The sequence below is a fragment of the Geomicrobium sp. JCM 19055 genome, from assembly GCF_000698185.1.
GTDB classification, from domain to species: domain Bacteria; phylum Bacillota; class Bacilli; order Bacillales; family Marinococcaceae; genus Geomicrobium_A; species Geomicrobium_A sediminis.
Genome location: NZ_BAXL01000006.1, coordinates 84,880 through 99,877, shown reverse-complemented (window position 1 = coordinate 99,877; position 14,998 = coordinate 84,880). Strand labels below are relative to the sequence as shown.

At 41.7% G+C, this 14,998-nt stretch carries 13 protein-coding genes and 7 pseudogenes; 2 read left to right on the top strand and 18 right to left on the bottom strand.

What is annotated here, in order from left to right:
- Nucleotides 1–12: 12 nt before the first annotated feature.
- Nucleotides 13–1,596 carry a phosphoglycerate dehydrogenase gene (gene serA / locus JCM19055_RS06950; RefSeq protein ID WP_265181909.1) on the top strand — a complete coding sequence of 528 codons (1,584 nt, stop codon included), beginning with the start codon at nt 13–15 and terminating at the stop codon, nt 1,594–1,596.
- On the opposite strand, the gene JCM19055_RS06945 is transcribed toward serA, so the two are convergent.
- The 14 genes and pseudogenes from JCM19055_RS06945 to JCM19055_RS06900 form a co-directional block, all read right to left on the bottom strand.
- Entirely contained in the window at nt 1,593–2,033 is a 441-nt protein-coding gene (locus JCM19055_RS06945) for a hypothetical protein (RefSeq protein ID WP_042359148.1), read from the bottom strand. The two genes, serA and JCM19055_RS06945, sit on opposite strands and share 4 nt — an antisense overlap.
- 186 nt (nt 2,034–2,219) lie before the next feature.
- Nucleotides 2,220–2,781, bottom strand: a pseudogene (locus tag JCM19055_RS06940) (cob(I)yrinic acid a,c-diamide adenosyltransferase).
- A 79-nt stretch (nt 2,782–2,860) separates the two neighbouring features.
- On the bottom strand, nt 2,861–3,277 hold the full coding sequence (locus tag JCM19055_RS31480; protein ID WP_193745340.1) for an ATP-binding protein: 417 nt from the start codon (nt 3,275–3,277) through the stop codon (nt 2,861–2,863).
- Nucleotides 3,243–4,025, bottom strand: coding sequence for a histidine kinase dimerization/phospho-acceptor domain-containing protein (locus JCM19055_RS31475; RefSeq protein ID WP_193745339.1), 783 nt, complete (start codon nt 4,023–4,025; stop codon nt 3,243–3,245). The genes JCM19055_RS31480 and JCM19055_RS31475 overlap by 35 nt, the downstream gene beginning before the upstream one ends.
- Before the next feature lie 184 nt (nt 4,026–4,209).
- Nucleotides 4,210–4,269: pseudogene (locus tag JCM19055_RS31470) on the bottom strand (hypothetical protein); the annotation flags it as partial.
- Nucleotides 4,270–4,340: 71 nt separating this feature from the next.
- A complete protein-coding gene (locus JCM19055_RS31465; RefSeq protein ID WP_152549792.1) occupies nt 4,341–4,610 on the bottom strand; it encodes a hypothetical protein in 270 nt (89 codons plus the stop codon).
- Nucleotides 4,611–4,635: 25 nt separating this feature from the next.
- Entirely contained in the window at nt 4,636–5,376 is a 741-nt protein-coding gene (locus tag JCM19055_RS06930) for a response regulator (RefSeq protein WP_042359146.1), read from the bottom strand.
- 110 nt (nt 5,377–5,486) lie between these two features.
- Nucleotides 5,487–6,692 (bottom strand): c-type cytochrome biogenesis protein CcsB, encoded by a 1,206-nt coding sequence (ccsB, locus tag JCM19055_RS06925; RefSeq protein WP_042359144.1) that lies wholly within the window; start codon nt 6,690–6,692, stop codon nt 5,487–5,489.
- 135 nt (nt 6,693–6,827) lie between these two features.
- Nucleotides 6,828–7,673 (bottom strand): cytochrome c biogenesis protein ResB, encoded by an 846-nt coding sequence (locus JCM19055_RS31460; protein ID WP_370543038.1) that lies wholly within the window; start codon nt 7,671–7,673, stop codon nt 6,828–6,830.
- Nucleotides 7,616–8,289, bottom strand: a pseudogene (locus tag JCM19055_RS31455) (cytochrome c biogenesis protein ResB). The gene JCM19055_RS31460 and the pseudogene JCM19055_RS31455 overlap by 58 nt, the downstream one beginning before the upstream one ends.
- A gap of 205 nt (nt 8,290–8,494) precedes the next feature.
- Nucleotides 8,495–9,213, bottom strand: a pseudogene (locus JCM19055_RS06915) (pseudouridine synthase).
- Nucleotides 9,214–9,339: 126 nt separating this feature from the next.
- Nucleotides 9,340–9,877: pseudogene (locus tag JCM19055_RS06910) on the bottom strand (spore maturation protein).
- 5 nt (nt 9,878–9,882) lie between these two features.
- The gene (locus JCM19055_RS06905; protein ID WP_042359142.1) at nt 9,883–10,476 is read right to left on the bottom strand and encodes a nucleoside recognition domain-containing protein; all 594 of its coding nucleotides are present in this window, start codon (nt 10,474–10,476) and stop codon (nt 9,883–9,885) included.
- 4 nt (nt 10,477–10,480) lie between these two features.
- Complete coding sequence (locus JCM19055_RS06900; RefSeq protein ID WP_042359141.1) at nt 10,481–11,602, bottom strand: D-alanyl-D-alanine carboxypeptidase family protein; 1,122 nt, start codon at nt 11,600–11,602, stop codon at nt 10,481–10,483.
- Nucleotides 11,603–11,725: 123 nt separating this feature from the next.
- Between JCM19055_RS06900 and JCM19055_RS06895 the strand changes: the two genes are divergently transcribed.
- Nucleotides 11,726–12,235: a DUF421 domain-containing protein gene (locus tag JCM19055_RS06895; RefSeq protein WP_052366024.1), complete on the top strand. Its 510-nt coding sequence runs from the start codon at nt 11,726–11,728 to the stop codon at nt 12,233–12,235.
- 176 nt (nt 12,236–12,411) lie between these two features.
- Here JCM19055_RS06895 and spoVAE read toward each other — a convergent pair whose 3' ends face one another.
- The 4 genes and pseudogenes from spoVAE to JCM19055_RS06875 form a co-directional block, all read right to left on the bottom strand.
- A complete protein-coding gene (gene spoVAE / locus JCM19055_RS06890; protein ID WP_042359139.1) occupies nt 12,412–12,762 on the bottom strand; it encodes a stage V sporulation protein AE in 351 nt (116 codons plus the stop codon).
- Nucleotides 12,763–12,765: 3 nt separating this feature from the next.
- Nucleotides 12,766–13,773 (bottom strand): annotated as a pseudogene (gene spoVAD / locus JCM19055_RS06885) (stage V sporulation protein AD).
- Nucleotides 13,773–14,248 (bottom strand): annotated as a pseudogene (gene spoVAC, locus JCM19055_RS06880) (stage V sporulation protein AC). Before spoVAC ends, spoVAD begins: the two co-directional pseudogenes overlap by 1 nt.
- Before the next feature lie 10 nt (nt 14,249–14,258).
- Entirely contained in the window at nt 14,259–14,759 is a 501-nt protein-coding gene (locus JCM19055_RS06875; protein WP_042359134.1) for a YhcN/YlaJ family sporulation lipoprotein, read from the bottom strand.
- Nucleotides 14,760–14,998 lie beyond the last annotated feature (239 nt).

Genomic DNA, 14,998 nt, shown 5'->3' with positions numbered 1-14,998 from the left:
GAGCTGGGTTTGGTGAGTGTTACTGTATCATATGTGCTTGTCGCTGATTCAATGAGTACCGAAGGATTACGTCCATTGCTTGATGATCCACGAATTGAAGTCGTCCAGAAGAAACCTTCAGAATTAGACTCGTTAGAGGATTTCGTTGCTCTTGTTGTACGAAGTGCAACTCAAGTTGATGAGGCGCTGTTATTACGCATGCCTAATCTTAAAATCGTTGCTAGAGCAGGAGTCGGTGTCGATAATATTGATTTAGATGCAGCTACGAAACATGGTGTGATCGTCATTAATGCTCCTGATGGAAACACAATTTCAACTGCTGAACACACATTCGCCATGATGATGGCACTTTCTCGTAACATCCCACAAGCGTATGCGTCAGTGAAAGCAAAAGAGTGGAACCGTAAAGCGTTTCAAGGGATGGAACTAAGGGGAAAGACACTCGGCATTATCGGTTTCGGCCGCATTGGTTCAGAACTTTCTAAAAGAGCTGCTGCTTTTCAAATGTCAGTCGTCGTCTATGATCCATTTCTGACTCCAGAGCGCGCGAAAAAAGCTGGCGTTACACTCGTAGACCTTGAGGACCTGCTCAATCAAGCAGATGTCATCACTGTACACACGCCATTAACGAAAGAAACAAAAGGATTGCTAAATGAAGAAACATTAAAGAAAACAAAACGTGGTGTGTTAATCCTAAACATTGCCCGCGGTGGGATCATTGATGAAACCGCCCTTCAAAAAGCAATTGAAGATGGTCATGTAGGTGGTGCTGCACTTGACGTATTCGTGAACGAACCGACTGATAATTTCGACTTAATTAGCCTAAAACAAGTTATTGCAACTCCTCATATTGCTGCTTCCACGCATGAAGCACAAGAAAGTGTTGCATCACAAGTGTCGTATGAAATTGCTCAAGTATTAAACGGGGCACCTGCAACACACTCCATTAACTTACCTGCAATTTCTGAAGAACTTTATGAGCAAATTAAACCGTATTATGATTTAACGAAAGTAATGGGTTATTTCGCATCGCAATGTGTTAAAACCCCCGTTCAACATATTGATGTCTCGTTTGGCGGCGACATTGCAACTGAAGAGACGTCAGTACTGACGAGAAGTTTTATGTCAGGTTTTCTTTCGCCACGAGTTGACGCAGGGGTTAACGAAGTAAACGCAGGAATCATCGCCAAAGAGCGAGGCATTTCCTACAGTGAAGCTCACAGCTCAGAAAGCTACGGGTATGCGAACATCATACAGGCAAACATCAAAGGAACGGCTGGTGAGTTTCTCGTTCGCGGGACGTACATTGATGCTTTTGGACCGAGGATTATTCGTATTAATGAATTTAACGTCGACCTTTTCCCATCGGGTCACTTAATTTATATTCGACACACAGACCAACCTGGTGTAATTGGTGAGATGGGTCAGGCGCTAGGAAAGCATGGCGTGAACATCGCAACGATGCAAGTCGGTCGTAAAGAAGAAGGCGGCGATGCAATCATGATGCTTTCAGTCGATAAAGAAATCCCTCAAGATGCAATTGAACAATTAACGTCTGTTCCAGCAATACTCGCAGCTGACGTTATTGAACTTTAAACGATACAAAAGCCCCTTTTAGACGACGTTGTCTTAAAAAGGGGCTTCGTTATGACCTTGGAAAAAAAGTAGTGAAGAATTTTCGTTAGTTGCTCTGGTTCTCTTTTCTTAAGAAACAATGTTCCTTCGTCTGTAACTTTGAGCTCATTATTCCTCAAGAGAACCCAACCTTCTAGAAGTGAAACGTGTTGAAACAATCGATAAAGATGTACATCTGCAGTCTTTTTGTCATGTAGCAATTGGTAGTGAAGCATTTGTTCGATATCAAGCCAAGCTTCACGACGAATCAGTCCATCCTCATCCAATTCTACCGATCCTTGTTTTTCAATGTACTTTAACATAAAACGAAACAACGCCAGAAGCCACACTTGTTCTCGAGCTTTCGTTTGCTCGTTTAACCACTTGATCGTTGAAACAGGAGTATCTCTGGCTTCCATAAGCTCGCTCCTTTGTAGAACCTGCTCTTTAGACTGTAAAAGTTGTAACGACTAGAACATTCATAATGACGAGTAAAACTCCTGCAAACAACAATACCATACCGAATCGTTTTACATAATCCAACATGCTTTTAACTCCTAACCATATATGATTACCAGCAATCAGTATATGAGGTAGAACCTCATTTATTCCTTAAAAACAATGGCACTGCGCTCATACTCAACATCGGACACATTCAGAGAATGATTCACAAAACGCGCAGCGGCAAAAAAAGTAATCAGACAATCGATTTACATACTGCAAAACCGGTTCATGAATCGGTTCTTCTTGCTTAAGTTCTACTATTGCACGTTCGGCCCGTCTCGTTTCTGTGCGACATACGTGGAGCGAAGCGGCTAGTTCTGAACCCCCAGGTAAAATAAATCGTTCAAGTTGTGGTGATTTTTCTGTGTACGCATCAATCCACGCTTCCAATTGCTCAATCATCGCTGGTTGCACTTTTAAAACAGCATCTTCTTTCACCGTAGCAAGATCACTGCCGCAATCAAATAATTCATGTTGAATCGTTAACAATTGCGGTTTTAAGACGTGAAGCTCAGATTGTTCACAAATGACTCTCGCTTGCCCGATAAAACTATTTACTTCGTCTAAAGCGCCGTATGCATGGATTCGTAAATCGTGTTTAAAACGCCTTCCACCGATCACACTCGTTTTCCCTTGGTCGCCACCTCTTGTATAAATCTTCACTCTCGTCCACCTCCTAATTGTTACTTCTTAATATCGTACAGTGCTCAACATTAAAGAGCACTGTACTAAGTTACGTTCTCTAGTCTTTTCTCTTTAGAGCCTTGTGAAGTGTGATTGTAAATGTCGTCCCCATACCTTCTTTACTCTGAACGACAATTTCTCCACCGTGACTTTCAATGATGTTCTTAACGATTGCAAGTCCAAGACCCGTTCCGGCATTGCCACGCGTTCTCGCTTTATCAGCTTTGTAGAATCGCTCAAATACGAACGGTAAATCACTTTCTGGAATTCCAGTTCCCGTATCCGTAATATGGATCTTTACGGTTTCATTTGTTGAAGACATGCTACACGTAATACTTCCACCAGATTCGGTGTGACGTACAGCGTTCGAGTACAGATTCGTTAACACTTGCTCAATTCGATCTGGGTCCGCATAAATGATTGCTTCTTCTTCACTAGAGTTAAAGTGCAAATCTAAGTCTGCATCTTTCGCCATTTGCTGGAATTTCTGATGTACTTTTTTTGGCTAACTGTACGACTTCAAAATCTTGTTTGATGAGGGTGATATTCCCTGACTCCATCCGAGCGAGATCCAACAACTCATTCACTAACCGACCCATTCGAAGGGACTCATCGTAAATAATCCTCGTCATTTCTTCTTTCTCTTCTTCAGTTTCAGCGACATGATCAAGCAATGCTTCGCTGTACCCTTGCAACATCGCTATCGGAGTTCTTAGTTCATGTGAAACATTTGCGATAAAGTCTTTTCGAAGTTTGTCGTGTTGACGTTCTTCGGTCATATCTCGAATAACGAGGACAACTCCTCGAACGTGGTCTTCATCGTACAACGGGGTCATTAAGGACGCATACGTTCTTCCTTGTACCGATAATTCAACCCATTCCTCTTCTTCATGAGTAACGACTTTTTGGAATAGTAATTGCAAACGTTCAGGCAACCCTTGATTCTCGTCATTCTCATAGGCGTACGCTTCTAAAAAGCGTTCTGCTGGTGGATTTGTAACGACCATATCTCCCCGACGATTCAATGTAATCACGCCGTCTGCCATTGAACTAAGAATTCTCGTTAGTTGTGCCTTTTCATAATTTAACGCATTAATATTATTGTTCAATTGCCGTCTCATTCGATTAAACGCAATGGCTAACTGTCCAATCTCATCGTGTGTTAGCATCGGAACGGACGTATCGAATTTCCCTTTTGCAACTTCAAGTGTTACTTGTCGCATCTTTCGAAGAGGTGCAGTTACTCGGCTAGAAAGGAAAAAGGCAAAAAAAGGTCGTTAAAATTAAACCGATCCCTGCAGCAAGCAAGATAATTCGTTTCGTCTCAGCTGTCGTTTCATCCATTAAATCTAATGAATTGTATAGGAATATTGCAAATTGATCGTTTTGTGTGTAAGCAGGTGCACCAACAACAATATATTCTGAAGGTTGTTCATCACCAGGCTGCTCATACGCGATTGGACTAATGACTTGTCGCTCGCCTTCAAAGACTGCTTCAAACGTATGATGGTTGGCAAAAAAACAACGGTGGTATGTAATTACTCTCTTCTACAGCGGGATCTGTCGTCCAATATGGAATGTTCGCGAAAAATAACGACTTTCATTCCGTGCGCATGCTCCAATTGACGTACGGAGCGGAAGGACTGTGGTTGTCCTTCCCCTTGTTCAATGGTCGCAACGATAAAAGACGCATGATTACTCAGCTCATCTTCAACTTGTGATAGATGGAAGTTTTCAAAAAAAACTGAAAGAGCAGTATTGCTAAAATGCCCAATACTGCTGTAACGAGCATCAAAATCGTAATCCAAAGCTTCCCTACAATGCTCCGCCAAATCATTGTTTTTGCTTCACATTTTCGAACTTATAGCCAATTCCCCAAACCGTCGTAATCATGTCACCTGCGTCTGTTGAAATGCTATTTAGTTTCTCACGAAGGCGTTTTACGTGGGTGTCTACAGTACGTAAATCACCAAAGAACTCATACTTCCATACGTCCTTTAGTAACTTCTCTCTTGAAAATACTTTATCTGGAGAACTAGCCAAGTAATAGAGCAACTCATATTCTTTTGGCGTTAGTGCGACCTCTTCCCCTTTTACCGTCACACGATGCGCATCATGGTCAATTGAAATGGCATCAAATACGAGAATGTTCTTCGCTTGTGTGTCCGTTTGCAAATAACGCGTAGATGACGTTCTGCGAAGTAGCGCTTTTACACGAAGAATGACTTCTCTTGGACTAAATGGCTTAACGATATAGTCATCTGTACCTTCTTCAAATCCTTGGACGCGATTTGCTTCTTCACCTTTTGCAGTCAGAATAGCAACAGGCGTCGCTTTAACCGTACGCAACTCTTGTAACACCTGAATGCCGTCCATACCTGGCATCATTAAATCTAGCAAAATTAAGTCATAATCATCTTCAGTTGCTAATTGAAGTGCCTCTTCACCGTTTTCTGCTTCTACGACCGTATATTTCTCTCGTTCCAAATACATACGAAGAAGTCGACGAATGCGTTCTTCATCATCAACGACGAGAATTTTCACTTCATGTTCGCGTTCAAATTCAGTTTCCATACACATAAACCCTCCACAACAATGATGGTTACGTTCTAGAACAACTAGAACGAAAGAGGCGATCTTTTACAGAGCGCCTCTTTCATACTTTCTAATAAGCGAATTGCTGATTATGCATAGGAGTGTAATCCGGCAATCACTAAGTTAACAAAAATGAGGTTAAACATAATGATAGCAAATCCGATTACCGCAAGCCAAGCAGATCGCTCACCAATCCAGTTTCTAGATAGTCTTAAGTGTAAATATGCTGCATAGAAGAAGAACGTAATAAGCGCCCATACTTCTTTAGGGTCCCAACCCCAGAATCTTGTCCATGCAATTTGAGCATAAATCATTGCAAAGGCAAGTCCACCAAGAGCAAACAATGGGAAACCAATCGCAATCGCTCGGTAACTTAATTCATCAACCGTTTGTGGCTTTACCCCTTTTAAGAGAGGTTGCAACATCGCAGCAATTCTGCGGTTACGTCCAATTAAACGAATCACCCAATAAAGAAGGAAACCACTACCAAATGACCAAACGACTGTATTTAAATCTTCGCTAATGATCCAATCAGGTGCGTAAAAGATCGGAGAAAAGCGATCTTCTGTTTGAAGAACCCCTTCATTTGGACCGATAATCGCTGGCAAGTTGTACGTCTTCTCAGCGTCTTCGCCTTGCTCATTTACATACGTAAATTGCGCTTCATAATTTGTAGCTTCAAAAACGTTTGTAAGAATAACAAATGCAAGACCTGTTAATAACGTATACATAATAAACTCAATACCAAACGTTCGTTTCGTCATTTTCTTACCTGACAAATCGAGCGTACGGACTAAGTAAACGAGTCCAGCTCCAAAACTTACGGCTAAAATCCCTTGTGCCAATGCTACCGTAATAACATGAATTGCTAACCAGTTTGATTGCAATGACGGTACGAGTGGTGCAATCTCTGTTGAGAAAACGGAAGCATATGCAATAATTAGCATGATGACTGGAATTGTAAACAAACCGAGTACATTTGATTTATAAATTCCATTGATAACAACGAATGCAAGACTAAAACAAATCGCTAGAAATGCGGTGTACTCAAACATGTTACTAACTGGCGGGTGTCCACCTGCTGCCCACCGCGTAAAGAAATACCCAAAAGCAAATACAACACCAATAACTGTTGCAATGTACCCCCAAGTACCCCAGCGATTTTTCTTAACATTTCCCTCTTTATTTCGGAATTGACGACCTGTTACAGATAAAATGTAAAAGACAGTCGCTGCAAAATAAAAGAAGAAGGCAATGTAGAGTAAATTACTGCTTAACTCTGCTAGAGAATTCATACGTGTACCTCCTAACCGCTCATGTTTCGTTCACGAGCGGCACACTCTTAAAGATTATCCTTTTCCTTGTATTCCTTTTCATACTCTTCATCCGTCTGATCCACAGGTTCACTAAGCTCTGTTTGTTCAGTTACACTACGAATTTCTTTTTTTGATGGATTCCCAGTTTTTGTTCGTGTGGGCTGCAATGAGGATCTCTCCATCGTTTTCTCGTTGTAACCAAATTCGACGGTGTGGCCAATACGAACCTTGTAAGAGTCCCAACAAGAATATTGAACCACCAGCAATGAGAAATGGTAGCGTCAAATCTTTACGGACCTTTAAGCCGGTGACGTGATTCGTATCAATGCCTGCAAATGTAAAGGCATACTGATGTGGATCATCTTCGTCGTCTCTAATCTCAAAGTTTCTTTGAATCCGAATAAATGTCAGTTCTTCTTCACCATCTTCATTTGTCATCTCGAAGATAAATGCCGGGTTATCTGGAACGTTATTCTCTGTTGTCGGTTCACCCGCATCGTTAATGATGAAGTTAGCGAAATAATCGTAGATGTAGACTTCTTCACCGTTATCAAGCGTGTAATAGTCTTCTGGATTGTTTAAATCAACCGTAAAGGATCCAGCAGGCTCCCCTGTTTCACGATCTTCCACATCAAAACTCATCGCACTTAACTCATTCAATTTGTAATCAAGCTGATACACAGAATAGTTATCGAAATAGAGCGGTCTGTTCACTTCAATGTCTTGTTCTGAAATCGCTTCTAATTCTCGACCTGCACCGACCGTAGACTCATCTGTTGGCTTGTATAGAATCGAGTGTGTTCGGAATGTCTCAATGTGTTCTGCGCCAGGAGCGGCTTGCATTGCCCCTTGGAAGCGCTCGTCATCTTCGTCATAAAGTTCAACGTCGAATTGTAAGTTTTCTAAGTAATAGTCTTGGCTTGTACCAGGAACTGGCACAGTTTCTCCTTCACGAACCACATGTTCGCATCCACATACATACCAGGGAAAAACCGTAGCATAGCACCTACTAAAAAGATAATGAGGCCAATATGGTTAACGTAAGGACCCATCTTGCCCATCTCGCTTTTTCAGCAAGCACGTTTCCATTTTCTTCGAAAATCTTGTAGCGTTTCTTTCTCAGAAGTGACACGGCTTTGTTCATCGTGTCATCTTGGTCGGATACCGTTGAGCGTCCGAAAATACGTTGACGGGACATGAATTTCTCATGACGTGTAACCCGTTGGTTTTTTAATGCTTTGTATAGCGGGAAGAAACGGTCAATACTTGCAATCAGAATTGAAATCCCAAGTGCTGTAATGAGTAACATGTACCACCATGATCCGTATAAATTATGAAAACCGAGTGTATAGTACAGTTCTCCAGCCCAGCCGTGTTCTTCAGCATAATAAGTCGCAGCATCTTGTCCAGGCGGAATAAATAATTCTTGAGGAAAGATTGTTCCGACTGCCGATGCGATTAATATCACGACAATAATGGTAATTCCTACCTTTACAGATGAGAAGAAATTCCATACCTTATCTATGATCGACTTGTTATACGTTTGGGAACGTCGCGCTGCACCTTCATAGCGCATGTTCAATAACTCATTTGAATCATTCTTGACGAGAGGCTTCCCGCATGAGCCACAAACTTCAGTACCGAATGGGTTCACGTGCCCACATTCACAAATAATTTCTTTCTCTTTCAATACAATCACCTCGTCCTAACTCGTGAGGGCTCTTATTTCAACAACAATTATACCGACTATACGCTTAAGATACTCCACGTTTCTATGACGGTTATGTGACAGCTAATTCACGAAGTCGTGACACCTCAATCGGTTTTAACGGACGATAATCACCTGGTTGCATCGTTTCTAGTGTTAATAATCCATATTGTTCTCGCTTTAACTTAAGGACTGGATGGCCGACTGCCTCAAGCATTCTTCGTACTTGATGGTTTCTACCTTCTGTAATGACAAGCTCAATAATTGACGTATCGTTTTGTTTATTACCAGATTTAAAGGAAACTTTCGCTGGCAATGTTTTTCCATCTTCTAACTGAACACCTTTGGCTAACTGTTTTAACGTTTCTCTTGAAGGCTTCCCTTTAATTTTAGCGATATACGTTTTCTTAATTTTGCTTTTCGGGTGCATCATTAAATTAGAGAATTCACCGTCGTTCGTTAAAATAATTAAACCAGACGTATCGTAGTCCAAACGACCAACAGGATAAATGCGTGCTTCTTCTTCTTCAATAAAGTCGGTAACGACTTTACGATCTTTGTCATCTTTTACAGCAGAGATGACCTTTCTAGGCTTATAAAGCACATAATAAACAGGCGCTTCCTTAGTAATCGGTACATCATCCACTTCAATTGTTGCGCGCTCACCAACTTTTGTACCGAGTGTTTTGACAACCTCGCCATTCACTTTCACACGACCGGCGAGAATTAATGATTCAGCTTTTCTTCTTGACGTAATCCCTGCTTGGCTATTACTTTTTGCAAACGTTCCATGTCTTCACCTCGCATTTTATCATACGCTTAACACTTTGATTGTTCAAGGAGGAGACACGCCTTTTGAACATCGCTAATTTTCTTACAAAACAAAAAGACCATGCTTTTTTATCAGCATGACCTTTTTTACATCGAACCAAACACAAGAACTACGAAAAAGATTGCCGCAAGTAATCCACAAACATCGGCTAATAAACCTACCTTTAACGCATCCCCAATTTTCTTGATGCCGACCGCTCCGAAATAAACGGTAATTACATAAAGCGTTGTGTCTGTACTCCCTTGCATCGTGGAAGCCATTCGACCGATTAATGAATCTGGGCCGTGAACGGCAATCAGGTCACTCATAATGCCGAGTGCCCCTGTCCCAGATAACGGTCTCATGATGGCGAGAGGTACGATATCTGGGGGAACACCAACCATTGCAAGCAGAGGAGCGATGCCTGCTAAAATAAAATCTAACGCACCAGATGCTCTGAAAATTGAAATCGCAACGAGCATCGCAACGAGTGGAGGAATGATGCCAATCGCAAGCTGAAAGCCGTCTTTAGCTCCATCAACAAAGGTTTCATAAGCCGGAACTTTTTTTATAAATCGCGGTCGCTAAAATAACGAACAACAATACTGGGATTAAATACATGGAGATTGTTGAAAGAATAACCATTTATCTCACCTTTTTTTTCGTCTCGTTCGACGCCAATGGAAATAACGATCAATGAGTATTGCACTCGTAGCACCAACAATCGTCGCAGCAATTGTCGTGCCGATAATTTCTCCAGGGTTTTGAGAATCATATGTCATTCGAATCGCTATAACTGTCGTTGGTATTAGCGTAATGCTCGCTGTATTAATCGCTAAAAACGTAATCATTGAGCGACTTGCTTCGTCTTTTCCACCGTTTAGCACTTTTAACTGTTCCATCGCTTTGATCCCCATCGGTGTTGCTGCATTTCCAAGACCAAAGAAATTAGCGGTCATATTCGATAGAATATAACCCATTGCTGGATGATCTTTAGGTACTTCTGGAAACAATTTTCCTATGACAGGTGCAAGAAATTTCGACAAAGCCTTTAATAGGCCACCTTCTTGGGCAATCTTCATCATGCCAAGCCAGAACACCAATACGCTAATCAAGCCAAAACTTAACGTTACGGCTTGTTCAGCCCCTTCGAAAATCGCAGCATTCACTTCGTCCATCCGATTGTTTATCACTGCAAATATTAATCCGATGATTAGCATGGTCATCCATATCCAATTAATCATCGTTTCACCTCATCCATTGCTCAAATTGTTGCTTTATGCGAGACCAAAATGACGGCTTTTCGTCAACTTCTTCCTCCATTTTGAATACAGGCAATGACGTTAACGTCTGATTATCTAACATAAATTGCAAACTACCTGCACGCTCATCGTCTTCTTCTGTTAATACGACTTTCGGAACGACTCGCTTTTCTTCATCTTCTTTCAGCGGGTAACGCACACTTTCTTTTACGTACAACCCTGATAAATCTTCTTGTACTTCGCTTCTTGTAAGTTCACCCTCGTTAATGAGTGTCGTCATTTCGTAGTCACTAAACCCATATTCAAACATCCGAACATGGTCGTCCCAATCAGACGGTGCATTGAGCGTGACTGCAATTAATTCCATACCGTCTTTCTCCGCAGAAGAGACGAGTGTACGCTTAGCTCTTTTCGTAAAGCCTGTCTTTCCTCCTGTACTATACTCGTATCGCTCTGTGAGCAGTCGGTTTTTGTTTTTCCACACTCGGTCCCACGACTCGTTTTCATTCGGTGCTTTATGAATCTTCGTTCCTGAAATGTCACGAAACTTCTCGTATTTCATTGCTTCTTGCATAATCACTGCCATGTCTTTTGCACTTGAGTAATGCTCTTCATGGTCATCAAGTCCGTGTGGATTGGCAAACACCGTTTTTTCTAACCCAAGTTCATGAACTTTTTCATTCATCAAATAAACAAATCCATCAATACTGCCACCAACGTGTTCAGCAATGGCTACAGCACTGTCATTCCCAGAGCGAAGCATTAATCCGTAAATCAAGTCCTCCAGCGTTACTTTTTCACCTGCACGTAAATACAAAGAAGACCCTTCGGTTCCTTCCGCGTTACTTGATATGGTGACTTGATCATCCAGTTCGCCTTGTTCAATTGCAATGAGAGCCGTCATAATTTTCGTTATACTCGCAATCCGCAAACTTGTATCCGCGTTTTTCTCATACATCACTCGACCACTATCGACCTCAATCAATACTGCCGCTTCTCCTGAAACAGAGAATGGCGCTTCGCTTGCTGGTGTTTCAGCCTGTCCCGTCCATGGATGTATGATAAATAAAAGTGCCAATACTAAACATCCAATCCCTCGCCTTTTCATCCCTTTTCCCTCCTGCCACCACACGTTACCTCAATCTATGTGATCGTTGGACAAAGTATGATTACAGAATGAAACGAGCAATCAGAGGCAAACTGTATAAAAAAAAGAAAGGTACATTAATAAATGGAAAACTTACTTGCTGATTTTGCAGTCGTCTCAGGAAGAATTGTGACCATCATTCCATTACTGCTCGTCTGTACGTTGTTTATGGGAAAGCGGTCCGTTGGTGAATTGCCTGTATTTGACTACTTAATCATGATTACGCTAGCTTCAGTTACCGGTGCCGATATTGCAGATCCAACGGTTCCACACATACATACAGCTTATGCAATCGTTGCAATTGCATTTTTCCAACGGTTTTGGACTTATTTGACGTTACGTTATAAACCATTCGGTAAGCGGGTCACATTTGCCCCGACCATTGTTATGGAGCACGGCAAATTCATTCCAAAGAACATCCGACACATCCATTACACGCTAGACAATATTATCGGAATGTTACGAGAGAAAGACGTATTTCATCACGATTCTATTCACTATGCCATTATCGAAGCAAACGGACGTTTAAGCATCTTAAAAAAACGAAAATGGACAACCAGAACGGTTGTCCTATCCTTTAATCGTCGACGGTGAACTTGATCAGAGTACGACGAAAAAAATTTCATATTGATGAACTTCAACTGATGACGATGCTAAAAAAAACAAAACATCCGCTCATTAAAAGATATCTTCTATGCCGACTTGGATCACTATGGTCGCTTAACCGTCACGAAACAAAACGGTGAGCTAACGTTACATACGTTTGAGCATTAACCTTTCGGTTTAAAAACGAGCGCTGCAAGAAATGAGAAGATGATTGCAGCCGAGATCCCTGCACTCGTAATTTGAAAGATCCCAGTAATCACACCAATTAACCCTGTACGGTCTGCTTCTGCAAGTGCTCCGTGCACGAGTTGGTTACCAAAGCTTGTGATCGGTACGGTCGCTCCCGCTCCCGCAAAATCGATCAATCGTTCATAAAGTCCAAGTCCATCGAGGACTGCTCCGACTACAACGAGTGTTGCCATCGTATGTGCAGGTGTTAACTTCAAACCGTCCATCATAAGCTGACCGACTACACAAATAAGGCCACCTACAATAAATGCCCATAGAAAAATCATCGTTTACGCCCCTTTCCGTTCAATCACAACAGCATGAGCAATGCATGGAATCGACTCTTTTTGTTGATACGTTAACGGTGAAAGAAGTGCTCCTGTTGCACAAACGAGTATTTTTTTATACTTTCCTTGTTGCATTTCTTGTAGGATCTTACTAAAAACGACTGCTGCTGAACAACCGGTCCCACTCGCTCCTGCCATGGCTTCAGTTCATCATCATAAATCATTAGCCCACAATCTTGGAACTTCCCTTCTGGTAAGGTCACACCTTTTTGTCGAAACCATTCAAGTGCGATTGAGCGTCCAACTTGTCCTAAATCACCGGTCAAAATTAAGTCGTAATCTTCTTCAGACGTATGAAAATCATTAAAATGCGTCATAATCGTATCCACTGCGGCAGGCGCCATCGCCGCTCCCATATTAAACGGATCTTTAATGCCGTTATCGATCACTTTACCGATCGTTGATTTCGTCACATGAATGTTAGATCCAGTTGGTGCTACGAGTGCTGCCCCACCAGCTGTGACCGTTCGTTGGGCGGTTGGTGGTCTTTGGGAACCGTACTCAATTGGATAGCGGAACTGCTTTTCAATTGCTGCATAATGGCTAGCCGTTCCTGCCAAAACGTATGGCGCTCCTTGTTCAACGACCATTGCAGCAAGTGATAAGGCTTCCATTGAAGTAGAACACGCCCCAAACAAACCGAAAAACGGAATGCCTAACGTTCGCGAAGCAAAACTCGTACCGGTAATTTGATTAATCAGATCACCACCAAATAGAAAGGCAACCTCTTCTGCGGTAATGTTTGCTTTCGTTAACGTTTCTTTACACGCTTCTTCCATTAACTTTTTTTTGAGCTTTTTCAAAGGAATCTTCATTGATCCACAAATCATCATACATTTTATCGAAATGATCCTTGAGCGGTCCTTTTGCTTCGGTCGGACCGACAACAACACCAGACGAGACGATGCATGGCTCACTTTCGTAACGAAAGCTCTGTTTGCTAATGTACATTACATCGCCCCCCATTGACCTGTAGCGACCGTATAAATAATCCCGATAATAAAGCTGCAACCGTACCGAATACGATTACCGAGCCTGCAAGCTTAAACATGTTACCTCCAACTCCAAGCACATAACCTTCCGTTTTGTACTCAATAGCGGTTGAAGCCATTGAATTCGCAAAGCCTGTAACAGGTACAGCCGTACCAGCACCTGCAAATTGAGAAAATTTATCATAAACACCAAAACCTGTTAGTAACACTGAAATAAAAATCAATGTCGCAACCGTCGGTGCTCCTACCGTAGCTTCATTAAAGTGAAAAAAATGCATGTAAAATGTGCTAATGCATTGGCCAATTACGCAAATGAACCCTCCAACAAAGAATGCTTTTACACAGTTCATAAGCATTGGCCGTTTCGGTTCAATCCGGCTGGCTACTTTTTGATAGGCTTCCTTTTCCATTTGATCGCCATTTTGTTGACTCATACGTTTCCTCCTATAATGGTTTCATATACTCTTGAATTTCTAACAAGCGTTCATGTGTTTCATAGCCGTCAATTTTCTTCTCATCTACATCTTTTTCTAACTTCTTAAGTTCTTGAAACGCTTTTTGGTCGGTAGAGAAATGAAGTTGTGTCGTACTAGGTAGCCGTGCGTCTAACTTCTTTTCAGCACGTTCACCGAACTCTTTTAATTCAAATCGAATGTGATGTTCAACTTGTGGCGCTATAAAAACGTGGTTACCTAAAGAAACCGCGTATACATCTGTAACGTGTTCCAACGTTTTTGTAATGCTTTTCGCTTTTTGAGCAAGTGCTTGGTGCTCTTCTGGCTGATCATCTGCATATGGCGAATGTTCCAATTGTACGGCATGTAATTCATCTGTATGGTGCGTGGACAAATCATTCATCAATAACTCACGGCTTTCTTCTGAACACCCTTGCAACAAGCCAATAAGTAGTAAACTAACGATAAACAAAGATCGAAAGTGTTTCACGAACGTATTCACCTACTTTCTTGATTAATTTTATTGTCTGCCGAAGAACAAGGCTCATACGTGACAATACTTTCCTAAAACATAAAAAAACCAGCCATGATCGGCTGGAAGAATCGTTTATTAATGGCGCGTAAGATTGCACTAAATTAATGCCTTGTTCCAAATTACTATGTTTTTATAAGCCCATCTCTTGCATGAGCAGTAAAACATAGCAACAAAAAGCCCTAGTTCAGAGAACT